Source organism: Bradyrhizobium sp. ORS 285 (assembly GCF_900176205.1).
GTDB lineage: Bacteria > Pseudomonadota > Alphaproteobacteria > Rhizobiales > Xanthobacteraceae > Bradyrhizobium.
Window position 1 is genome coordinate 5,537,514 of record NZ_LT859959.1, and the last position, 21,502, is coordinate 5,559,015.

At 66.5% G+C, this 21,502-nt stretch carries 22 protein-coding genes; 11 read left to right on the top strand and 11 right to left on the bottom strand.

The features are described from left to right. Position 1: 1 nt before the first annotated feature. The 3 genes from BRAD285_RS24875 to BRAD285_RS24885 are packed head-to-tail and all read left to right on the top strand — an operon-like array spanning position 2 to position 1,887. A complete protein-coding gene (locus tag BRAD285_RS24875; protein ID WP_006612853.1) occupies positions 2–865 on the top strand; it encodes a hypothetical protein in 864 nt (287 codons plus the stop codon). 11 nt (positions 866–876) lie between these two features. Beyond that, a complete protein-coding gene (locus BRAD285_RS24880; RefSeq protein WP_085962831.1) occupies positions 877–1,428 on the top strand; it encodes a DUF2478 domain-containing protein in 552 nt (183 codons plus the stop codon). A gap of 36 nt (positions 1,429–1,464) precedes the next feature. Beyond that, positions 1,465–1,887, top strand: a complete 423-nt coding sequence (locus tag BRAD285_RS24885; RefSeq protein ID WP_006612851.1) for a winged helix-turn-helix domain-containing protein — start codon at positions 1,465–1,467, stop codon at positions 1,885–1,887. Here the strand turns inward: BRAD285_RS24885 and BRAD285_RS24890 are convergent. Together BRAD285_RS24890 and serA are read right to left on the bottom strand one after the other, a co-directional pair. Next, positions 1,796–2,275, bottom strand: coding sequence for a TOBE domain-containing protein (locus BRAD285_RS24890; RefSeq protein ID WP_006612850.1), 480 nt, complete (start codon positions 2,273–2,275; stop codon positions 1,796–1,798). The genes BRAD285_RS24885 and BRAD285_RS24890 overlap by 92 nt on opposite strands. A gap of 19 nt (positions 2,276–2,294) precedes the next feature. Continuing rightward, positions 2,295–3,542: a phosphoglycerate dehydrogenase gene (gene serA, locus BRAD285_RS24895; RefSeq protein WP_006612849.1), complete on the bottom strand. Its 1,248-nt coding sequence runs from the start codon at positions 3,540–3,542 to the stop codon at positions 2,295–2,297. A 287-nt stretch (positions 3,543–3,829) separates the two neighbouring features. Between serA and BRAD285_RS24900 the strand changes: the two genes are divergently transcribed. Then, positions 3,830–6,484 carry an alpha/beta hydrolase fold domain-containing protein gene (locus BRAD285_RS24900; RefSeq protein WP_006612848.1) on the top strand — a complete coding sequence of 885 codons (2,655 nt, stop codon included), beginning with the start codon at positions 3,830–3,832 and terminating at the stop codon, positions 6,482–6,484. Here BRAD285_RS24900 and BRAD285_RS24905 read toward each other — a convergent pair. The 7 genes from BRAD285_RS24905 to BRAD285_RS24935 all read right to left on the bottom strand — a co-directional run bounded on the left by BRAD285_RS24905 (position 6,481) and on the right by BRAD285_RS24935 (position 12,188). Further along, positions 6,481–8,379: an FUSC family protein gene (locus tag BRAD285_RS24905; protein WP_083846414.1), complete on the bottom strand. Its 1,899-nt coding sequence runs from the start codon at positions 8,377–8,379 to the stop codon at positions 6,481–6,483. The genes BRAD285_RS24900 and BRAD285_RS24905 overlap by 4 nt on opposite strands. Then, positions 8,376–8,831, bottom strand: a complete 456-nt coding sequence (locus BRAD285_RS24910) for a MarR family winged helix-turn-helix transcriptional regulator (protein ID WP_006612846.1) — start codon at positions 8,829–8,831, stop codon at positions 8,376–8,378. The genes BRAD285_RS24905 and BRAD285_RS24910 overlap by 4 nt, the downstream gene beginning before the upstream one ends. Before the next feature lie 205 nt (positions 8,832–9,036). Beyond that, a complete protein-coding gene (locus BRAD285_RS24915) occupies positions 9,037–9,537 on the bottom strand; it encodes a DUF3147 family protein (RefSeq protein WP_035647037.1) in 501 nt (166 codons plus the stop codon). Beyond that, a complete protein-coding gene (locus tag BRAD285_RS24920; protein WP_006612844.1) occupies positions 9,537–9,884 on the bottom strand; it encodes a DUF3147 family protein in 348 nt (115 codons plus the stop codon). The genes BRAD285_RS24915 and BRAD285_RS24920 overlap by 1 nt, the downstream gene beginning before the upstream one ends. Beyond that, positions 9,881–10,510 (bottom strand): phosphatase PAP2 family protein, encoded by a 630-nt coding sequence (locus tag BRAD285_RS24925; protein WP_006612843.1) that lies wholly within the window; start codon positions 10,508–10,510, stop codon positions 9,881–9,883. Before BRAD285_RS24925 ends, BRAD285_RS24920 begins: the two co-directional genes overlap by 4 nt. Before the next feature lie 104 nt (positions 10,511–10,614). Next, positions 10,615–11,253 carry a 2-dehydro-3-deoxy-6-phosphogalactonate aldolase gene (locus BRAD285_RS24930; RefSeq protein WP_006612842.1) on the bottom strand — a complete coding sequence of 213 codons (639 nt, stop codon included), beginning with the start codon at positions 11,251–11,253 and terminating at the stop codon, positions 10,615–10,617. Continuing rightward, positions 11,250–12,188 (bottom strand): 2-dehydro-3-deoxygalactonokinase, encoded by a 939-nt coding sequence (locus BRAD285_RS24935; RefSeq protein ID WP_006612841.1) that lies wholly within the window; start codon positions 12,186–12,188, stop codon positions 11,250–11,252. Before BRAD285_RS24935 ends, BRAD285_RS24930 begins: the two co-directional genes overlap by 4 nt. 123 nt (positions 12,189–12,311) lie before the next feature. Between BRAD285_RS24935 and BRAD285_RS24940 the strand changes: the two genes are divergently transcribed. The 3 genes from BRAD285_RS24940 to BRAD285_RS24950 are packed head-to-tail and all read left to right on the top strand — an operon-like array spanning position 12,312 to position 14,552. After that, on the top strand, positions 12,312–13,085 hold the full coding sequence (locus BRAD285_RS24940) for a DeoR/GlpR family DNA-binding transcription regulator (protein WP_006612840.1): 774 nt from the start codon (positions 12,312–12,314) through the stop codon (positions 13,083–13,085). 31 nt (positions 13,086–13,116) lie between these two features. Next, positions 13,117–14,253 (top strand): MFS transporter, encoded by a 1,137-nt coding sequence (locus BRAD285_RS24945; protein ID WP_006612839.1) that lies wholly within the window; start codon positions 13,117–13,119, stop codon positions 14,251–14,253. 59 nt (positions 14,254–14,312) lie between these two features. Beyond that, positions 14,313–14,552, top strand: a complete 240-nt coding sequence (locus BRAD285_RS24950; protein ID WP_006612838.1) for a DUF378 domain-containing protein — start codon at positions 14,313–14,315, stop codon at positions 14,550–14,552. A gap of 37 nt (positions 14,553–14,589) precedes the next feature. Here the strand turns inward: BRAD285_RS24950 and BRAD285_RS24955 are convergent, their stop codons facing one another. Next, positions 14,590–15,552, bottom strand: a complete 963-nt coding sequence (locus BRAD285_RS24955) for a cation diffusion facilitator family transporter (RefSeq protein WP_006612837.1) — start codon at positions 15,550–15,552, stop codon at positions 14,590–14,592. Positions 15,553–15,670: 118 nt separating this feature from the next. On the opposite strand from BRAD285_RS24955, the gene BRAD285_RS24960 reads away from it, so the two are divergent. Continuing rightward, the gene (locus BRAD285_RS24960) at positions 15,671–16,192 is read left to right on the top strand and encodes a nucleoside deaminase (protein WP_083846416.1); all 522 of its coding nucleotides are present in this window, start codon (positions 15,671–15,673) and stop codon (positions 16,190–16,192) included. Between the two features lie 63 nt (positions 16,193–16,255). Here the strand turns inward: BRAD285_RS24960 and BRAD285_RS24965 are convergent, their stop codons facing one another. Then, positions 16,256–17,377, bottom strand: coding sequence for a hypothetical protein (locus BRAD285_RS24965; protein WP_006612835.1), 1,122 nt, complete (start codon positions 17,375–17,377; stop codon positions 16,256–16,258). A 559-nt stretch (positions 17,378–17,936) separates the two neighbouring features. Between BRAD285_RS24965 and BRAD285_RS24970 the strand changes: the two genes are divergently transcribed. From BRAD285_RS24970 to BRAD285_RS24980, 3 genes are read left to right on the top strand one after another with little or no spacing between them, the layout of a single operon-like run. After that, entirely contained in the window at positions 17,937–19,505 is a 1,569-nt protein-coding gene (locus BRAD285_RS24970; protein WP_006612834.1) for an ABC transporter ATP-binding protein, read from the top strand. Then, positions 19,489–20,580 (top strand): ABC transporter permease, encoded by a 1,092-nt coding sequence (locus BRAD285_RS24975; protein ID WP_006612833.1) that lies wholly within the window; start codon positions 19,489–19,491, stop codon positions 20,578–20,580. The genes BRAD285_RS24970 and BRAD285_RS24975 overlap by 17 nt, the downstream gene beginning before the upstream one ends. Beyond that, positions 20,567–21,484 (top strand): ABC transporter permease, encoded by a 918-nt coding sequence (locus BRAD285_RS24980; protein WP_006612832.1) that lies wholly within the window; start codon positions 20,567–20,569, stop codon positions 21,482–21,484. The genes BRAD285_RS24975 and BRAD285_RS24980 overlap by 14 nt, the downstream gene beginning before the upstream one ends. Positions 21,485–21,502 lie beyond the last annotated feature (18 nt).

The following is a 21,502-nucleotide window of genomic DNA, read 5'->3' on the forward strand; positions in this document are numbered from 1 at the left end:
CATGAAAGCCGCCGCCGTCACCTGGCATCCGAACGCGCCCAAGCCGCTGGCGCTGGTGCTGGGCACCAACGAGATCGCCTCCGCCGTCGCGGCGAAGCTCAGCCACGCCCGCTTCGCGATCGTGCTCTGTCACGACGCATTCCCGCCGGTGATCCGCCGCGGCATGGCGTTCCACGACGTGCTGTTCGGCGAGGCGTGCGAGGTCGGCGGCGCGATCGGAGGCCGGGCCGAGAGCATTGCGGACGTCGTCCGGCTTCATCGCGAGCCGAACCTCGTCGTTGTCACCGGGATGCATCTCACCGACGTCATCGCCTTCCGCTATCCCGCCGTCATCGTCGATGCGCGGATGCAGAAGCATCTGGTCACGCCGGACCTGCGCGGCGTCGCCGGCATCGCGGTGGGCATCGGTCCGCGCTTTGCGGTCGGGCACAATTGCGACATCGCGATCGAGACCCATCCGTGCAAGACCGGCGCGATCGTCGCGCAGGGCACCACGCGCAACGCGGACGGCAAGGCGCGCGATCTCGGCGGCGCGGGTCGCGAGCGTTTCGTCTATTCCGACCAGGACGCCGTCTGGCACACGCCACTCGACATCGGCACACGCGTCTACAAAGGGATGCAGCTCGGCTCGCTCGGCGGCACACCGGTGCTGGCGCCACTCGACGGCGCGCTGCGCGGCATCGCGCGTGACGGGATGCGCGTACCGGCCGACGTCAAGCTGCTCGAGATCGATCCGCGCGGCCGCCACGCCGCCTGGACCGGCATGGACGAACGCGGGCAGGCGATCGCCGCGAGCGTCGTGTCGGCCGTTCATCAGATCATGCAAACCGGTCGGACGGCAGGCCGCGTCTCCGCCAAGGTGTGAGGAGGACTGCCGTGGGTGTCGCTGAGGTCGGGTCGTACCAGATCGTGGCGCTGCAAGGCGCAGCGTCCAGCGTGATCCAGGAGCTGCTCGGCAACTTCGCCGTGCGCCTTGCAGATGCGGGATTGCGCGTGTCCGGCGTGATCGAGAGCAGCGCTGACAAGACGAAGCCGTGCAAGGCCATGATGCTGCGCAGCCTCGATGACAACAGGCTGTTCTCGATCTCGCAGGACCTCGGTCCGGGGTCGCAGGCCTGCAATCTCGATCCTGAAGGCCTGGTGCTCGCCTGCGCCGCCGTGCAGCAGTCTATCGCGCGTGGCACCGACGTGGTCATCCTCAGCAAGTTCGGCAAACAGGAAGCGGCGGGAGGCGGCCTCGCCGACGCGTTCGGCTCGGCGATCTCGGCCGGACTTCCGGTCATCACCGCGGTCTCGCCGGCCATGATGAGCGAGTGGCAAAATTATACCGACGGCCTGGCCGAATACGTCCCAGCCGGAGTCGCTCGGCACGCCGATTGGTTGACGGACTGGTCTCGTCGGGTCATGACATCGCGAGAATGCGCATGACGTGATCAGGGTCATGTGACGGCAGATCGGATGGACATGAAGCGCACAGCGCAGATCGAGCTGACCATCAATTTCGGCAATGGCGGCAGCCTGTCGCCCGAGGATCTGCTGCTGATCGACCATATCCGCAGGGAGCGTTCGATCCTCGGCGCGGCGCGCGCGAGCGGCATCTCCTATCGCAAATGCTGGCTGATGGTCGATGCGCTCAATCGCACCTTCGAGACGCCGGTGTTCGAGACGCATCCTGGCCGACGTGGCGGCGGCGCCGAGATCACGCCGTTCGGCGAGCGGCTGATCGCGCTGTATCAATCGATGCAACGACGCACGCGCACCGCCACGACGGCTGCGCTTACCGAGTTGCAGAAGGCTACCGATCCCCACTATCAGAAGCGGGCCAGCGGCGCGGCCGAGGCAGCTCCGAAGGCCGAACCGCGCCGGGCCCGATCGCGACGCTCTTGATCATCGCCCAGGCGGAGAGATCCGGCTCCAGCGCCAGCCGCTCGACGGACTCGAGCGTGACCAGCGCATGAAGCTTCGTTGAACCGAGATTGAAGGTGACGCGCACATAGGGCGGGTCGAGCGGCAGGATCTCTTCGATCCGGCCAGGCAGCCGATTGGTGATCGACACATCCATCGGGCGCGACAGCGCGATCGAGACGTCGCGGGCTTCGATGGTCACGGAGACGCCGGCATCGACAGCGGCGTCGACCATCGGCACGCGCAGCTCGCCATCGGCGAAGAACAAGGTCGACATGCCGTATTGCGGATCATGTCGCAGCACCCGCGCCGGAACGGTCGTGCTGAGCACGATGGAGGAGGCTGACGAGGATGGGGACTGTGCGCTCATCGACGTCAGCCTTTCGCGCTCACGGCCGGTCGTGATCGTACAGCACGCGGACGCGGATGGTGCCTTCCACCGCCCGGAGCTCCGACAGCAGCTCCTCGCCCTCGCCGCCGACGACGTCGGTCTCGAGCACCACGTAGCCGACTTCGGGATCGGTCTGCAGATATTGCGCGAGGATGTTGATGTTGTGCCGTGCCACCGCCTCGTTGACTTGGCGCAGCACGCCGGGGACGTTGCGATGGACGTGGATGAAGCGCGTGCCGGTCGGACGCGCGGGCAATTGCACCTGGGGGAAGTTCACGGCGCCGAAGGTCGAGCCGACGTCGGAATAGTCGATCAGCTTGCGCGCGACCTCGCCGCCGATGCGGTCCTGCGCCTCCTCGGTGGAGCCGCCGACATGCGGGGTCAGGATCACGTTGGGCAGGCCCTGCAGCGGCGACACGAAGGGATCGGCGTTCGAGGCCGGCTCGACCGGGAACACGTCGACTGCCGCGCCCGAGAGTTTGCCCTCGCGCAGCGCGCTCGCCAACGCATCGATGTCGACGACCGTGCCGCGCGAATTGTTGATCAGATAGGCGCCGTCCTTCATGTGCCGGATCTGGCGCTCGCCGATCATGTTGGCGGTGGCGGGCGTCTCCGGCACGTGCAGCGAGACGACGTCGCTATTGGCCAGCAGCTCGTCCAGGCTCTCGACCGGCTCGGTATTGCCATGGCGCAGCTTGTCTGTGAGATCGAAGAAGATCACGCGCATGCCCATGGCTTCGGCAAGGTTCGACAGCTGCGAACCGATATTGCCGTAGCCGATGATGCCGAGCGTCTTGCCGCGCACCTCGCGGCTGCCATTGGCCGACTTGTCCCAGCCGCCGGCATGCGCCGACACCGAGCGCGGGAAGATCCGCCGCATCAGCATCACGACCTCGGCGATCGTCAGCTCGGCGACGCTGCGGGTGTTCGAATAGGGCGCGTTGAAGACGGGGATGCCGAGCCGCTTGGCGGCGTCGAGATCGACCTGGTTGGTGCCGACCGAGAAGCAGCCGACGGCCATGAGCCGGTCGGCCGCCTGCAAGACATCGGCGGTCAGATGGGTCCGCGAGCGAATGCCGAGCATGTGCACGCCCGATAGCATGCGCTTCAATTCCGCCGAGCCGAGCGCCTTCGGCAGCCGTTCGACCTCGGTATAGCCGCTGGCCTCGAACATGCGAACGGCCGAGTCGTTCACGCCCTCCAGGAGCAGAACGCGGATCTTTTGCTTGGGCAGCGAGAGCGGCATGGGCCTGGCCTGATCAATCGTGGATGTGGCGTAGTGTAGCGGTTGTTACAGTCGCGATACGTTGAAACTTGGTGAATGCGCCGCGACACGAGCGCTTTCTGTCGCTTTCTCAGGGTCTTGTCTACTCCGCAACGGCGTTTTGATCGGCGATGCAAAATCAGCGCCTGGCATAACGAATTCAGTCGCCTCTTGCGGCGCAACAACCGCAGATCGTTGTTTTGTGTGCTGACAAACCAAACGAGCAAGGCTAGCCTTCCCAGCAATCATAAAATCATCGGGAGGTCAGCATGTCAGACGGTCTGGTCGAGGCACGCGCACAGGAATCGACTCACGGCGAAGCTCAGACGGTGGACGTTGCCGTCGTCGGCGCCGGGTTCGCAGGGTTGTACCTGCTGCATCGGTTGCGCAAGGCGGGTTTCTCCACGGTCGCGCTCGACACTGCCAATGATGTGGGCGGCACCTGGTACTGGAACCGCTATCCCGGCGCGCGCTGTGACATCCAGACCGTCGACTACGGCTACACGTTCGATCCGGAGCTCGAAACTGCCTGGCAATGGTCGGAGAGATACGCCACCCAGCCGGAGATCCTGCGCTATCTCGGCTTCGTCGCCGATCGCTACGACCTGCGCCGCGACATCCGCTTCGGCACCCGCGTGCTCGGCGCCTCCTGGGATGAAGGCCAAGAGCGCTGGCTGCTGACGACCGACAACGGCCCTGCCGTGTCCTGCCGCCACTACATCATGGCCACCGGCTGCCTGTCGCAGCCGAAGCCGCCGGAAATCGACGGCGTGCATGACTTCAAGGGCGAGATCTACTTCACCGGCCGCTGGCCGCATGACGGAGTCGATCTCCGCGGCAAGCGCGTCGCCGTGATCGGCACCGGCTCGTCCGCGATCCAGTCGATCCCGATCATCGCCGAGCAGGCGGCGCAACTGACCGTGTTCCAGCGCACGCCGAACTTCGCGCTCCCCGCGCATAACGGCCCGCTGCCGGCGGATCGTGCCGCGCAGCTCGCGCAGGATCGCGCCGGCCTGCGCGAGCAGGCGCGCTGGTCGATGACCGGCGTGCCGATCCCGCCGGCCACCGAATTCAGCTGGGCACTGAGCGATGCCGAGCGCCGCGAACGTTTCGAGAAGATGTGGGCGTCGGGCGATCTCGTCGGCATGCTGACCCAGCTCTGGGCCGATCAGGGCGTCGACGCCGATGGCAATGCGCTGCTCGCCGATCTCATCCGCGAGAAGATCCGGGAGATCGTCAAGGACCCCGAGACGGCCGAGGCGCTCACGCCTCACGATCATCCGTTCGGCGCCAAGCGTCCGTGCCTCGACACCAACTACTACGCGACCTTCAACCGCCCGAACGTGACGCTGGTGAACCTGCGCAAGGAGCCGATCGCGTCGATCACCACTGGCGCCATCAAGACCGACAAGCGCAGCTTCGACGTCGACGTCATCGTGTTCGCGACCGGCTTCGACGCCATGACCGGCGCGATCCGCGCGATTCATCCGATCAAGGGCCGCGGCGGCAAGTCGCTCGACGCCAGCTGGGCGAATGGCCCGGAGACCTATCTCGGTCTCACCGTCGCCGGCTTCCCCAATCTTTTCCTGATCACCGGTCCCGGCAGCCCATCCGTGCTGTCCAACATGGCGGTGTCGATCGAGCAGCATGTCGACTTCGTCGTCGAGCGCCTGGCCGCGATGCGCGACGCCGGCTTCACGACGATCGAGCCGACCGAGAAGGCGCAGGACGGCTGGATGCGCCACATGGCGGACTGTTCGACCGTCACGCTGCACCGGCTCGCCAACACCTGGTACACGGGCGCCAACGTGCCGGGCAAGCCGCAGACGCTGATGCCCTACACCGGCGGCGTGGGGCCGTATCGCGGCATCTGCAACGAGGTCGTGAAGCGCGGCATGCTCGGCTTCAAGCTCACGGGGCCGGACGGCGCGACACAGTGCAACGACGGCGAGATCGTGAAACTGCAGCCGGATGTCCGGCTGGTGCTGAACATGCTCACCGAGATGAACCTGCCGCCGATCGAATCGATGGGCGCGCAGGGCGCGCGCGACTTCATCGCCGAATTCAACAAGGCCCGGCCGCCGGGCCGCCCCGTCGGCGAGGTCAAGGACGGCACGCTGCCAGGCGCCGACGGCCCCCTCGCCTACCGCCTTTACCGGCCAGCCACGCCCGGGCCGCATCCGATCGTCGTGTACTTCCATGGCGGCGGCTGGGTGCTCGGGGACGAGCAGTCGGACGATCCGTTCTGTCGCGACCTATGCCGCCGCTCCAACATGATCTTCGTCAGCGTGAACTACCGCCACGCGCCGGAGCACCGCTTCCCCGCCGCGGCCGAAGATGGCTATGCCGCGGCGAAATGGGTCTCCGAGCACGCGGCAGAGCTCGGCGGCCGCGAGGGGCCGGTGCTGGTCGCGGGCTGGAGCGCCGGCGGCAACATCGCCGCGGTCACCTGCCAGTTGGCGCGCGACCGCGGTGGGCCCGCGATCGGCGGTCAGCTCCTGGTGTGTCCGGTGACGGATTGCAGCTTCGATCGTTCGTCCTACACCGAGAACGGGGCCGGCTACTTCCTCACACGCGGGCTGATGTACTGGTTCTGGGACATCTACTGCTCGCCGGCGGATCGTACCGACCCGCGCGTCTCGCCGCTGCGCGGCCAGCTGAAGGGATTGCCGCCGGCCTACATCGTCACCTGCGAGTTCGATCCGCTGCGTGACGAGGGCATCGCCTATGCCGAGGCCCTGTCGGCCGCCGGTGTGCCGGTCGGCCAGCTCAAGGCGCGCGGCCATTTCCACTCGTCGTTCACGATGGTGGACGTGGTCATCACCGGCGTCGGCGGCCGCATCCAGATGGCCGAGGCGCTGCAGGCATTCACACAGTCCGCGGATGACAGCAGCGCGCCGGAGATCAACGCCGCCGCGAGCTAGCGCGCGTCGACGGCCGTCTTGCGAAAGGCTGCCGGGCGTTCGGCGAGCTTTGCCGCCGCCTGCGCCAGGACCGTCGTGCCGCTGGCCATCTCGGCCGGCAGCCGGCGGGCCATTGCGAGCAAGGCACGCGCGGCGCGCACCGGGTCCGTGCCGATCCGGTGCAGCCGCTCCAGCGTCGCCGCGCAGCGCCGCTTGACACCGGGCGACGGCGCGCATGCGACAAACTCGCCGAGCTGCTCGACGGCCTGTCCGACGTACAGCAACGCCAGCGCATCCTCGGCGAGGCGCGGCGTCGGATACGCGGCGCGTTCACCCCAATAGACGGCGAGCAGAACGCGATGATGCAGCAGCGCGCGCCATTGCTTGCGGCGGTCCGACTGCAGGGCAGTGGCCGCGAGATGTTCGAGATCGTCGATCATCGCATATCTGACGGCCTCGTAGCGGCGGCGACTATCGACCGGATAGATCAGGCTGAAGGCGATCAACCCGACCACCGGGCCTGCGACCACCGCGAGACTGGCCATCAGCGAATGTTCGAAGGTCATGGTCTGCGGCCAGCTCGGCTGCAGCATCAGCAGCAGCACCATGTTGACGTCGAACGCCAGGCGCTGGGTCAGGCGATGCGACGACAGCGGCGCACCGAGCAGGATGAAGGGCACCATCGCCAGAACCGCACCGAGCGATCCCCCGACATAGGGCCAGACCAGCCAGCGGCAGATCAAGGCGAGGCCCACACCGAGCACCTGTCCGGCGAGCACGTGAGGCAGGATGGCCGCCGGCTTCTCGAAGGTCGAGAACACCGACAGCATGATCGCCGTTCCCAGCATCATGAAGCCGCCCATGTCCCAGCCGGTCACGAGCCAGACCAGGCCGGTCGCCAGCATCGCGACGAGGGCGCGCAGCATCGCGCGGCGCGCCAGCATCCAATCGCGATGCAGGAGCGGCTCTGCAGCAGGGTCTCTGTCGAGATCATCCAGGCTGCTCGTGGCTGCGGCCAGATCGTTCAGGACTGATGTCAGTGACCCCTGCGGATGTGTAGCGGCCGCAGCCTCGTACAAGCGCTGCAGCGCCAGCGCGGACGATCCGCAGTCGGAGAGCTTCGTGTCTGCCACCTGGTCGACGAGCGTTGCGTCACTTGCGCGACTGTCGTCCGAACGCAGCCACAGCACGGCCGAGACCTGCGCGGCCAAGACGGCGCGGACCTTGCGAACCAGCCGCCGCCGATAACGTGAGCCCGCACCATGCAGGTCGAGCTGACCCTCGAGCGCGGAGATATCCGAGAGGATCGAACGCTGCTCATTCTCCGAGACCGGCGCTCCCGTGAGCCGCGCCACGATGTCGGCGATCAGTCGCGCGTTGAGATGCCGTACTTTCTCCAGCACCGACACATCGTCGCCGGGCGCGGCGAACAGCAAGCCGACAATTAGCGCGGCCAGAATGCCGACACCGACGGTCAGCACGCGGTCGGTCCCCAGCGCCAGCACATGCTCGGGATGGGCTGCGTCGAGCAGCGCCACCATCGCCGCCGAATAGCCGGAGAGGATCGCGGCATAGGACGCGTAGCCCCGAACGAGATTGCCGGCGAAGGCGCACAGGCCGATCCAAAGCGAGATGCCGATCACGAGCGTCATCGGGTCGCCGCGCGCGACGCGCATCAACGCGAGGCCGAACAGCACACCGATGATTGTGCCGGCAAGCCGGGCCGCGCTCTTTTCCAGAAGATGTCCGCGCAGCGGCTGCGAGGCCGCCCACACTGTCATTCCCGCCCATTGCGGGTGCTCCAATCCGGCCAACCAGGCCAACAGCAGCGCGAGGCAGGCGGCGATCGCCGTGCGAAAGCCGAATACCAGCTTGGCTCCGTCGAAGCCGAGCCGCGACGTGGTTGGCGCATTCATTCCTGATCGTCTCCTTCGCCGAGCCGCTGCTCGATCCGGGCAAACATGTCGAGCGTCGCCTGCAGGCGCGTGTCGTCGATATCCTGGAGCATCTCGCTCTCGGCCTCCTGGAGGACGCGATAGACTGATCTCAGCATCCGCCTGCCGTTGGTGGTGAGAAACACCAGCCGCGAGCGGCGATCGCTCGGCGATATCCGCCGTTCGATCAGGCCGCGCTCGCCAAGCAGGTCGAGCAGACGCACCAGGCTCGAGCCGTCGATGCCGCAGCGCGCCGCCAGCTCATTCTGGCTGATGCCGTCGCCCAAGCGGTCGAGATGCACCAGCGGCGGCCAGGCCGCATCCGACAGGCCGAGCGCCCCCATCCGCTCGTCGAGCGCCCGCCGCCAACGGCGGGCGAGCCCGACCAGCGCGAAGCCAAAACGGAGACGGGCGGTGGACGGAGGAGACGCCATGCCTCCATTCACTTGAGGCAAAATTATTTGAATTCAATCTATTTTGTGAGGCGGCGGGCGCCGAGCTGCTCCGCGTTCGGCGCATGGGCACGTGGCCACGCGATGGGGACGCCGGCCAACGCCGATCCTGATGATGAACGTCGAGCGCACCGGCCCGGTCGGCCGCTGCAGGTGTTCACGCGGGAGGACGGCGGGTTGGGGGAGATCAACGCCGGGGCGAGTTGGCGAGCGGCTCACGTCCCTGCAGATCGGGCTCCGATCGGCTCATGGCCCTGCGTGCCGCAGTGACGCGGAGCTTGCGCCTGATCCACCACGCGCTCACCGCGACCGTGAACCAAGCCGCCGTCGCCGCGACAAAGGCGATCGCGACACCGGATCGGACCAGCGCGGAGAACAATGCAGCAAAAGCGAGCAGGCCGATGCTGCCGAGCGCCGCGCCCGCGGTGTCGAGCGCCGCTGCTTCGCGTCCGCGCCGCTCGCCGGTCAGTCCCTCCTGGCGCTTGCGCCTGATCTCATGGGTCTCGATCAAGGTCACGCTGGCGCAGAAGATCGCCGGCAGCGCGAGAAAGAGGCCGCCGATCGCAGCACCGAAGCCCTTAGCGATCAGTCCCGTTACGACCGTCGCCGCGCCGCCGAGCGCGAAGCGGACCACATATTCATGCCACTTGCCGTCCTTCAGCGATGATGGAGACAAGCGGATCAGCATCACGCGCCTCCGGAGAAGATCGCTTGCAGCCCGAACGCGGCGACCAGCCACACCACGGTCGCAAGCAGGCTCGCCGTGAGCGCGCGCAGATGAAGTCGCATCAAAAGCTGACACACGGTCACGCTGTAGAGACAGAGCGCGACGGCGCCGAACATCATCGAACGGCTCTGGACGGCGGCATAGGCCGCGCCATGCGTCACCACGGCAACGCCGAGTGTCGCCAGAGCTACCGACGGCGCGGCGCCGAACAAGCCGGCAAAACTCTTCGGACGCAGCACATCGCCGATCATGGCGAAGGCCGAGACGATGACGCCGCCGACCACAAAGCGAATGAGATATTCGGTCATGTGGGACTGGCTCCGTCCTGCCCATAACCGGTCCACAGGCGCAGCCCGCGTTCGACCAGAGCCCCCATCAGGAATCCCGCGGCGACATCGCTGGCCCAATGCGCCAGGATGAGGATGCGCGTGGCGCAAAGGCCGAGTGCGATGCTCCTCAGTCCAATCCGCACCGGAGCCGGCAGCGTGCTCGCGCCCGAGTACAGCGCTCCCATATGCAGCGCGTGCCCTGACGGGAAGGCATCCTCCGCGCGCCCTGACAGCTGCACGCCGTCGAGATGACCTCGCAACGTCTCACGGTCCGGCCGCGTCTGGTTGAACACCGATTTCATCACATGCGGCAGCGCCGACACGGCAACGGTGACGAGAAGTGCGTGGTTCGCAGCGCGTTGAACCGAGCGGGCTTGGCCGCGGCTGATGATCCATCCGACCGCGCTCAGCGCCAGCCAGACCTTTTCATCCGCGCCCCATGACAGACCGCGCCCGAGCGTTTGAACGGACGGCACGGTCGCGCGTGCCGCAAAATCCGCGATCGTCCGGTCGATCTTGGTCGGCTTCACGCGGATCGTGGCACGGAGACCCGGCGGTTTCGATCGCGTCGGCGGGGTGAGGCTTCTTCCGATCGTGCTGTGCATTGCCGTGACGCTGAGAGAACAAACACAAGTTCCTTTTCAACGCCGAAGGCCTATACCAGTTTCATAAATACGTCACGGAACCGTCATGTAGGAGCATGGGCCACTTAGCCTGCGGCGACCGCCGCATCATAGGCGTGAACAGAAGCCCACGCCGTTTCCCGCACGTCGCTCGCCGTCATGCCCGGCTTGTAGAGGCTCGAGCCGAGGCCGAACGCGGTAACACCGGCCGCGACGTAGCTGGCGAGATTCTTCTCGGAGACGCCCCCCACCGCACCGACCACGACGCCCTTCGGCAACACGGCGAGCTGTGCCGCAATCCCTGAAGGGCCGAGCACCGAGGCCGGAAAATATTTCAACGCGGACGCGCCGGAGCGCAAGGCAAGGAACGCCTCGGAGGGCGTGAACACGCCGGGCATCGTCACCATGTCGTAAGCCTGCGCCGTCGCCAGCACTTCGACATCGACATTCGGGCTGACCATCAACCGCCCGCCGGCCTCCGCGACGCGCACGCAATCCGGCGCATTCACCACCGTCCCCGCGCCGATCAGGCAATTCGCGCCGAACCGCTTCGCCAGCCGTTCGATCGAGACGAACGGATCGGGCGAGTTGAGCGGCACCTCGATCATCTCGAACCCGGCTTCGATCAGCACGTCGACGATCCCCTCGGCCTCATCGGGCTTGATGCCGCGCAGAATCGCCACGAGAGATCGTTTGACCGGCGGCCAGGCAACGGACTGTGTCATGAGAAACGTGCTCCCCAGATCTGCCGGGCTGCCTTCACGAGGCCGCGGCGGGACGCCTGCTCGGCGTCGCATTCGTTCACGGTGAATCCGCTCGCGATCAACGCATCGCGATAGAGATGGCCGAGACGGCCGGCTCCGATCAGCCGAAGCGGACGATCTGCGCCGAACTGCGCGCGAGCGTCAGCAATCTCGCTGCCGATCAACAAGCCGGACAAACGCGCGGCGCCATCGGAGCGTTGCTCGAAGCCAAGCAGTTGCGCCGCACGGAGCCGAAACAGCGTGCTGCTCAGAGCGGTCGGGGCTGCCTGCGCTGTCGCGAGGCCGGCGCGGAATGCCGCGCCGTCGGCAGCATCTGCTCCATCAGGCGCGACGGCGTGCATCAAAATACTGTGCTGCGAGAGCACGGCGAACAGCTCGCCCGTCATGTAGGTCGCGAAGTCGACCACGGCGCCGGCCTCGATCCGGATCCATTTGCTGTGGGTGCCGGGAATGCAGACGATGCCGGAAAAATCCGACGCGGTGACGCCAAGGAGCTGGGTCTCCTCGCCGCGCATCACATCGGGACGATCGGCGCGGGCCTGAGCGAGGCCGGGAAGGATGCGAACATCGCCATCGGTGTCCACACGGATCGCACCGTCGTGCAGCGCATCGAGTCGTGTCGGCGTGTGCAGATACGGCGCCTCGACCCAGCCCTGCCGTGCCCCAGCCATGCCGCAGATCAGCACGGGCAGGTCGGCTGCTGCTGCGCCGAGCTTCTCGATATGGTCGTGCAGCACCGGGGCGAAGCCCGCGCTCGCGCAGTGCAGCATGCCTTCGCTGCCGCGCGTCTCGGCGAGTTGCGCTCCATCAGCGGCCATCAGCCAAGCGCGGAAGCTGGAGGTTCCCCAGTCGACGGCAACGAAGGCCGGCGGGGCTGACGAATAGGCGGCGGTCACATCCTGCTCCCGGTCACTTCACACCCACGCAATGGCACGCTCGGCCGCCGACGAAAACAACAATTTGCACGATGCACGATTATGCATGTTTTATTTCTTGTTGTTGCATGATAAAGAAGAGGCATGTCAGACCTTCCCCTCGCGCGCCGCGATCAGATTGCCGGCCGCCTCTCTGCCGGACAGGCCGTCATCGCAGCCGCTCTCGCGACCGAGTTCGGTGTCTCGGAGGATGCGATCCGGCGTGATCTGCGCGCGCTCGCTGCCGAAGGACGCTGCCGCCGGGTGTATGGCGGCGCCTTGCCGATTGCCGGCGGCATGACACCGATGGCGGCGCGGATCGGCAGGGATCGCGATCGCAAGCTGGCGCTCGCACGGACGGCCGCACGCAACATCGCGCGCGGCGAATTTCTGTTCCTCGACAGCGGCAGCACCAATCTCGCGCTCGCCGAGGTCCTGCCCGAGGATTTCGATCTCATCGTCGCGACCAACGCCATCGACATCGCCGCAGCCGTGCTGCACCGGCAGGACCTGCAATTGATCGTGATCGGCGGCTCCGTTCACCCGGCCGTGGGCGGCTGCGTCGACGCCGATGCCCTCTTGCAGGTGCAGCGCTTGAACATCGACCGCTGCTTCATCGGCGCCTGCGCCCTATCAGCACAAGCCGGTCTCAGCGCCATTGATCCGGCCGATGCAGCCTTCAAGCGCACCCTGCTCTCGCGGAGCCGCGTGAGCGTCGCGATGGTCACCAACGAGAAGCTCGAGACCCGAGCGCATCACCGCGTTGCCGCCGTCAAGACGATCGGCCAGCTCGTGGTCGAGCATGATGCGCCGGCGGCCCGGCTCGCTTTGCTCAAACGGGCGGGCGTCCCCATCGTCACGGCCGCACCGCCCGGTTGACGGCGCCTTCCACACATCCAGGAACCTGCAAATGAGTTCAGACAATCGCGCGGCGCAGCTCGCGACACGCCTCGCCTTTTTCGTCGCCGGCTTCGGCATCGCCTGCTGGGCGCCGCTGGTGCCGTTCGCCAAGCAGCGGCTGGCAGTGGACGATGCCACGCTGGGGCTACTGCTGCTGTCGCTTGGCGTCGGCTCGGTCGCATCGATGCTGGCCGCGGGGGTGCTGAGCGCGCGCTATGGCAGCAAGCCGGTTGTGATGGTCAGCGGGTTTGCCCTCGCTCTCCTGCTGCCGCCTTTGACGGTCGCCACGACGCCGCTCACGCTTGCGCTGGCGTTGTTCGCCTTCGGCGCCGCGCTCGGCTCGCTCGACGTGTCCGTGAACATCCAGGCGATCGAGGTCGAGCGGCTGAGCGACCGGCCGCTGATGTCCGGCTTTCACGCGCAATTCAGCATCGGCGGCTTCGCCGGCTCCGGCGTAATGACGGCGTTGCTGGCCTTCGAGATCGCGCCATTGCCGGGCACGCTCGCCTGCGCCGCGCTCGCGTTGGCTGCGATGATGCTCGCGGCCCCACGGCTGCTCGCGGGCAAGCCGGCGCAGTCCGGGCCCCTGCTCGTCTTGCCTCACGGCGCCGTGCTGCTGCTGGCAGCGCTGGCCGCGATCATGTTCCTGGTCGAAGGCGCCATGCTCGACTGGAGCGCGCTCCTATTGAGCGGCTCAGGGCGTTTGCCGGCTGCGCAGGCCGGGCTCGGCTACATCATGTTCTCGATCGCCATGACCGCGGGCCGCCTCGCCGGGGACGCCGTCGTCGCGCGCATCGGCGATCGCGCCACCTTGCTGTGGGGAAGCGGGCTCGCGATCACGGGCTTCGTCGTGCTGCTCGCCGTTCCCTCGGTCATCGCCGCTCTGGTGGGCTTTGCCTTGATCGGCTTGGGCGCGTCGAACCTCGTGCCGGTCCTATTCCGCAGATCTGGCGCACAAACCGTCATGCCCGTGGGACTTGCTGTCGCAGCCGTGACCACCGCCGGCTATTCCGGCGTGCTGCTCGGCCCCGCCGGCATCGGCTTCGTTGCGGCCGCCACCAGCCTGACCGCCGCCTTCTGGGGACTCGCTGCACTCCTCGTCATCGTGCTCGCGAGCGCGCCTTTGGTCGCACGGGCACCGCAATAGGAACGAGCACCCCCGCCCCGCTTTGGTCCGCATCAATGCCTTGGCTGAGGAGCAGAACCATGCGGGCACTCAACATCATCACTCTTCTTCTCGTGATCGTCGGCGGATTGAACTGGGGCCTCGTCGGCCTGTTCGACTTCGATCTCGTCACCGCGATCTTCGGCAACGGCGCAGCCGAGACCGCGACATCGTCGCCGATCGCGCGGATCGTCTACATCCTCGTCGCGTTGTCGGCGATCTATCAGATCGGCATGCTGGTGCGGCTGTCGTCGGCGCGAAGCGATGTCGTCTATCGCTGATGAGAATGGATGCCGTGCCGGCTATGGGCCCTGAGGTTCAAGCCGGTGCGGGCCCGCCCTGCAGCTGGGGCGCGCTCATCTCCCGATAACGATTGGCGGTCTGCGGCTTGACGAACAGCGTTGCGATGACGGGATGGCGGGCGCGCAGTTCGGTCTCGATCGCGACGACGGCGCGCTCGATATCATCGGCGCGCAGCTCATCGGCGAACTCGATGCTGAGCGCGACCACGACCTGCTGCGGTGACAGTTGCACCGTGAGCAGGCCGTTGGCCGCGCGCACGCCTGCCGATGCCCGCGCGATCTCCAGCACCGAGCGGGCCAGCTCGGGATCGGCCGGCTCGCCGATCAACAGGCTCTTGCTCTCTCGTGCGAGCACCATGGAGGTCGCGGCCAGCACCAGCCCGATCAGGATCGATCCGACGCCATCCCACGCCGGCTCGTCGAACGTGACGGCCGCAGCGGTCGCCGCTGCCGCGATGATGATGCCGATCAGCGCGGCGCTGTCCTCGAACACCACCATGAAGGCGGGCGGATCCTTGCTGCGCCGGAAGGCCTCGATATAGGAGAGCTCGGGAGCGGCGGCGCGAAAGCGCTTCAGGGCCACCCACCACGAGCCGGCTTCGAAGATGAAGGACAGACCGAGCACGACATAGCTGACTGCCGGATTCTCGATCGGCTCCGGCTGCATCAGATGCGCCACGCCCTCGTACAGCGAAACCCCGGCGCCGAGCGCAAACAGCAGCAGCGCAACGATGAAGCTCCAGAAATACAGCTCACGGCCGTAGCCCAGCGGATGGCGGGGATCCGGCGAACGGCTGGCGCGGTGAAAGCCGTAGAGCAGCACAAGCTCGTTAGAGGTGTCGACGACCGAATGGATCGCTTCACTCATCATCGCCGAGCTGCCGGTCCAAACCGCGGCCGCGATCTTGGTGCAGGCGACGAGCAGATTCCCGGCGAGCGCGGCGTACACCGCAACCTTCGAATCCGTGTTCGCCGCCATTGCCCCCGCCTGCTTGCCCGTTGTCGATGCCGCGTGAACGCCGGCTTGGCGATATCGGTTCCCTTGCGCGTTCCGACCCAACGGCGCAGCATCCGAGATCGGGTGCAGCGGAGGGATGATGGTGAGCGGAGAGAGTCCAACGGACGAGACTCATCCTGCGGGTCGAGACGAACGCGATGCGCATTTCTTGCGTCACAGCTTCGCCGTCGCCCGGCGATCCCTGGCGCATGGCAATCATCCGTTCGCAGCCATTCTGGTCGACGCCAACGGCCGCGTGCTGATCGAAGCCGAGAACGGCTACATGCCCTCGCGCGATGCCACGGCTCATGCGGAGCGGCTGGTCGCGACGCGGGCCTGCACCACGCTCGCGCCGGAGATCCGAGCTGCCGCCACGCTGTATTCCTCGGCCGAGCCCTGCGCGATGTGCGCCGGCGCGATCTACTGGGCCGGCATCGGCCGCATCGTTTATGGCCTGAGCGAGCGGCGGCTGCGCGAGTTTACCGGCAACCATCCGGAAAATCCGACGCTGGACCTGCCTTGCCGGGCCGTCTTCGCCAGCGGGCAGCGCGCGACGGAGGTCGTCGGACCGCTGCTGGAGGACGAGGCCGCCGCGCTGCATGTCGGGGTGTGGGACAAATAACCCCTCAACAAAGAAAGGGCGCCGCAGCCAGAGCCGCGGCGCCCTTTTTGGTTGGCGAACTGATCAGAACTTGACGGTCACGCCCGAGTACAGCGACGACTCGGTGCACGCGCCGGTGCTGATGCGGGTGCCGTTGGCGCCGGCGACGGAGCAGCCGGCTGCATTGTTGTGGTCGTTGCCGAACTTGTTCTGCCAGTACCGATAGGCCACCCAGACGTCGATCATGTGGCTCTGCTTCTCACCCCACAGCGCCTTGGACGCATCGAAAGTCAGGCGGATCGGCTCCGAGTTGAACTCGACCTTGGTCGGATAGACGCCGTTCGCGACGCTGGCGGGCAGCGGCTCGGCGTCCGAACCCTTCTTGCCGTACCAGCCGGCGCGGCCCGAGATCGAGAAGAACTGCAAGTTCTCGGGCAGGAAGCCGAGGTCCATGTAGTAGTTCGTCTCGACAGCCCAGGTCGGCTTGAACGAGGTATTGCCGTCGGCGATGCAGGGATTCGACCAGCCCGCGCCGCATTGCGAGAACGAGTTGTGGTTGGCGAACTCCCAGTACATCAAGGGAGCGACGTTGAAATAGCCCTTGTAGGGCAGGTTGAACGCGAACTGCAGACCGGCGACCACGTCACGCTTGGCCGCGCCGAAATAACGGTTCTCGGTGTTGGCATCCATGCCCACCTCGAACGAGATGTTCTGCAGCGGGCCCATCGTGAAGGCCTTGGTGTTGAAGATCTGGTTCCAGCCGAAGGTCGAACGGAACAGGCCGTAGATCTCGGTCGCGCCGGCGCAGCTCGCCGGTGTGAACGCAAAGCCCGCCGCGGGCGATACGATGCCGCCGGTCTGCGTGCACGGACCCGCCGGGTCGTTATGGTCAGACTTGAACAGCGAGATCGTGAAGAAGTTGGTGCCGTAGCCCCACACGTCGAAGTGGGTGAACGAATAGACCTGCTTTGCCGTGTTGGCGTTGAAGCCGGCATTGGCGTTGCCGGTCCAGGCGCCCGGCTGGCGGGCATTGAAGATGTAGGAGAAGCTGACGCGGTTATCGACCACGAGGAAGAACGGCAGCTCCGCCGGCGCCTTCTTCGCGATCGCCTTGGCCGGCAGATCGGCCGCACTAGCCACGCCAGTCGACGCGAGAACAGCCGCGCCGAGCGTCAAGGCAGCAGCAATGGTTTGACGAAACGACATCTAGTACACCCCCAGTTAACGAGCGCCGATTCCCGACTTGCATGCACAATTGCGCCGTTGCCTGCATGCGAGAAGCCTCAACTTTCTCCAGCTCTTGCCCGCGGTTTGACCAAAGTTCCGCTTCATTGAACTGCGGCACCGCGGCGCGGGCATCCTTGATATGGGACGATTCGTCGCGCCGCCTCCGCTGCGTAATCCCATCTTCGCGCTTCACATTGCTGAGTTTTTCCGAAACGGCGCAGCGCCGGATCTGGAGTGCTTTCTGCATCCCGCACGCCGCGAGATCTGGTCTCCAGCGCCCTTGGCATGACGCTGCTCATCCAACGGGCAGATTGCTGCGGCCCATTGGAATTCCCATGACTGTCGCAAAAGTGCCACATGTTAGTTTGGACGAGCGGCGCAACAAGTTGCGGCCAGCCAACATCGCAACCGCGCTCGCAAACGAGAGCCAGCTTCGAATGCTGGGCAAGAGTTGGGCACAAGATGGCGCTTTTCGCCTCTTACGCGCCGCCGCAAATTAGCTCACAATTGAGGCAGTTCCATTTCTGCCCAGACGCACATGCTTGACCCCGCGCCGGCTACTCCTCAGACCTCGCAACCGCTGCTGCAGACGGTCGGACTGACCAAGCGCTACGGCGACTTCCTCGCCAATGACCGTATCGACATCGAGATCTTCCCGAGCGAGATCCACGCGCTGCTAGGCGAGAACGGCGCGGGCAAGTCGACCCTGGTCAAGACCATCTACGGACTGGTGCAGCCGAGTGCGGGGCAACTGCTCTGGCAAGGCGCGCCGGTCAGGCTCTCCGGGCCGGCCGAGGCGCGCTCGCTCGGCATTGGTATGGTGTTCCAGCACTTCTCGCTGTTCGACAACCTCACGGTCGCCGAGAACGTGGCGTTGGGGCTCGACGGCAAGGAGCCGTTCAAGGCGATCTCGGCGCGGCTCGCCGACGTCGCCCGCGACTACGGCCTGCCGCTCGATCCCAAGCGCGAGGTCTGGCAATTGTCGGTCGGTGAGCGGCAGCGCATCGAGATCGTGCGCGCGCTGATGCAGAACCCGAAATTCCTGATCCTGGATGAGCCCACCGCCGTGCTGACGCCGCAGGAGGCGGATCAGTTGTTCGTAGTGCTGGAGCGGCTGAAGGCCGAAGGCCGGGCCATCCTCTACATCAGCCACAAGCTCGACGAGGTGAAGCGGCTCTGCGACACCGCCACCATCCTGCGCGGCGGCAGGAAGGTCGCGACCACAAATCCGAAGCTGGAGACCGCGGCGTCGCTCGCCCGCATGATGGTCGGCACCGAGATCAAGGAGGTGAAGCCTCCGGCCGAACGCAGGACCACCGTGCCGCGCCTCGTCGTCAATGATCTGAACCTCGCGCCGAGCGAACTGCACGGCGTCAGTCTGCGTAACATCTCCTTCGAGCTGAAGGGCGGCGAGATCCTCGGCATCGCCGGCGTCGCCGGCAACGGGCAGGACGAGCTGTTCGCCGCGCTCTCCGGCGAGCGCCTGGTCAAGGAGCCCGGCACGATCATCATCGACGGCCTCGCCTGCGGTCATCTCTCGATCACCCAGCGGCGCAAGATAGGCGCGGCCTTCGTGCCGGAGGAGCGGCTCGGACACGGCACCGCGCCTCGGATGAGATTGTCGGAGAACGCCTTGCTGACCGGCCACGCCGCGAGCGACATGGTCCGCCACGGATTCATCAACGCCGCAGCGACCCTGCGCACCGTCGATCGCACCACCGAGACCTTCGACGTCCGCAAGGCCAAGCGCGATCCGGAAGCCGCCAGCCTGTCCGGCGGCAATCTGCAGAAGTTCGTCGTCGGCCGCGAGATCCTGCGCGGGCCGGCGGTACTCGTCGTCAACCAGCCGACCTGGGGCGTCGATGCCGGTGCGGCTGCGATCATCCGCCGGGCGCTCATCGATCTCGCCAGTGCCGGCGCCGCCGTGCTCGTCACCAGCCAGGATCTCGACGAGCTCATCGAAATCGCCGATCGCATCGCGGTGATGTTCCATGGCCATCTCTCCGAGGCGCTGCCGCGCGCGGAGGCCACCCGCGAAAAGCTCGGGCTGCTGATGGGCGGCGCCGCCCTCGACCAGAAGGAGGCCGCGCATGCAGTTGGTGCTTGAAAAGCGCGCCGAACGCTCGCGCACCATCGCCCTGGTATCGCCGCTGATCGCGATCGGGTTGACGCTCGTTACCATGAGCGTGCTGTTCGCAATGCTCGGCAAGAACCCGATCACCGCGCTCGGCGTCTACTTCATCGCGCCGCTGACCGACGGCTATTCGCTGCAGGAGATCGCGGTGAAGGCGACGCCGCTGGTGATGATCGCTATCGGATTGTCGCTGTGCTACCTCGCCAATGCCTGGAACATCGGCGCCGAGGGCCAGTTCCTGGTCGGCGCAGTCGCCGGCAGCTGGATTGCGGTGACGACGCAGGGCACTGACGCCGGTCATTGGGTGCTCCCGGCCATGCTGGTCGCGGGCGCCGTCGCCGGCGCGCTCTATGCGCTGATCCCGGCATTGTGCCGGGTGAAGTTCGGCGCCAGCGAGATCCTCACCAGCCTGATGCTGGTCTATGTCGCCGACCTCCTGCTCGACTATCTCGTTCGCGGCCCCTGGCGCGATCCGGCCGGCTTCAATTTCCCGACCACCGCGGAGTTCGATCCGGTCGCGACCGTGCCGGTGCTGATCGAGGGCGGCCGGCTGCATCTCGGCAGCATCATCGCGCTCGCCGTCGTCGCCTGTGCCTTCGTGCTGCTCGACCGCACCATAAAGGGTTTCGAGATCCGCGTCGTCGGCGTCGCGCCGCGCGCAGCGCGCTTCGGCGGCTTCAACGCCAATCAGCTCATTCTCCTGACCTTCGCGGTCTCCGGCGCGTTGGCCGGCCTCGCGGGGATCATCGAGGTCGCCGGGCCGATCGGGCATCTGCAGCCGGGCATCTCCCCCGGCTATGGCTTCACGGCGATCATCGTGGCCTTCCTCGGCCGGCTGAACCCGGTTGGAATACTCATTGCAGGGCTGTTCCTCGCCTTGACGTTCATCGGTGGAGAGCAGGCGCAGATCACGATGAAGATTCCGCTCGACGTCACCAAGGTGTTCCAGGGCATCCTGCTGTTCTACGTGCTCGCCTGCGACTCACTCATCCTCTACCGGTTCAAGCTCGTCTCCGCCGCGCGGCAGGTGCAAAGTGCTGCTCGTTGAAGCCATCATCCTCTCGGTGCTCGCCGCATCGACGCCGCTGCTGCTGGCCGCAACCGGCGAGTTGGTGACCGAGCGCGCCGGCGTCCTCAACCTTGGCGTCGAGGGCATGATGATCGTCGGCGCCGCCTGCGGCTTCGCGGGCGCGTGGATGTCCGGATCGATCATCATCGGCGCGCTCTGCGGCATCATCGCCGGCATGCTGATGTCGCTGATCTTCGCGGTCATGACGCTCGGCCTTGCCGTCAACCAGGTGGCGACCGGCCTCGCGCTGACCATCCTCGGCATCGGCCTGTCCGGACTGATCGGCGCGCGCTTCGTCGGCGAACGCATCACCACCGCGCCCAAGCTCGCCATTCCCGGTCTGACCGATATTCCCTTGGTCGGCCGCATCCTGTTCGGCGAGGACGCCTTCGTCTATCTGTCGCTCATCTTGATCGTCGCCGTCTGGTGGTTCCTCTACCGCACGCGCGCCGGCCTCGTGCTGCGCGCCTGCGGCGACAACCACGTCTCCGCGCATGCGCTCGGCTATCCGGTGCTGCGTATCCGCCTGCTCGCCGTGCTGTTCGGCGGCGGCTGCGCCGGACTGGCCGGCGCCTATCTGCCGCTCGCCTACACGCCGTTCTTCATTCCCGGCATGACCGCCGGCCGCGGTTGGATCGCGCTGGCGCTGGTCGTGTTCGCGTCCTGGCGGCCGGGCCGGCTCGTCATCGGCGCCTATCTGTTCGGCGCGGTGACGATCCTGCAGCTGCATGCGCAAGGCGCGGGCGTCGGCATTCCCTCGCAATTCATGTCGGCGCTGCCTTACCTCGCGACCGTGATCGTGCTGGTGCTGCTGTCGCGCGCCCGCACCGGCGGCTCGACCGCGCCGGCGGCGCTGGGCACGGTGTTCGTGCCGGATCGCTAGAGACTTCATCCCGAGCGC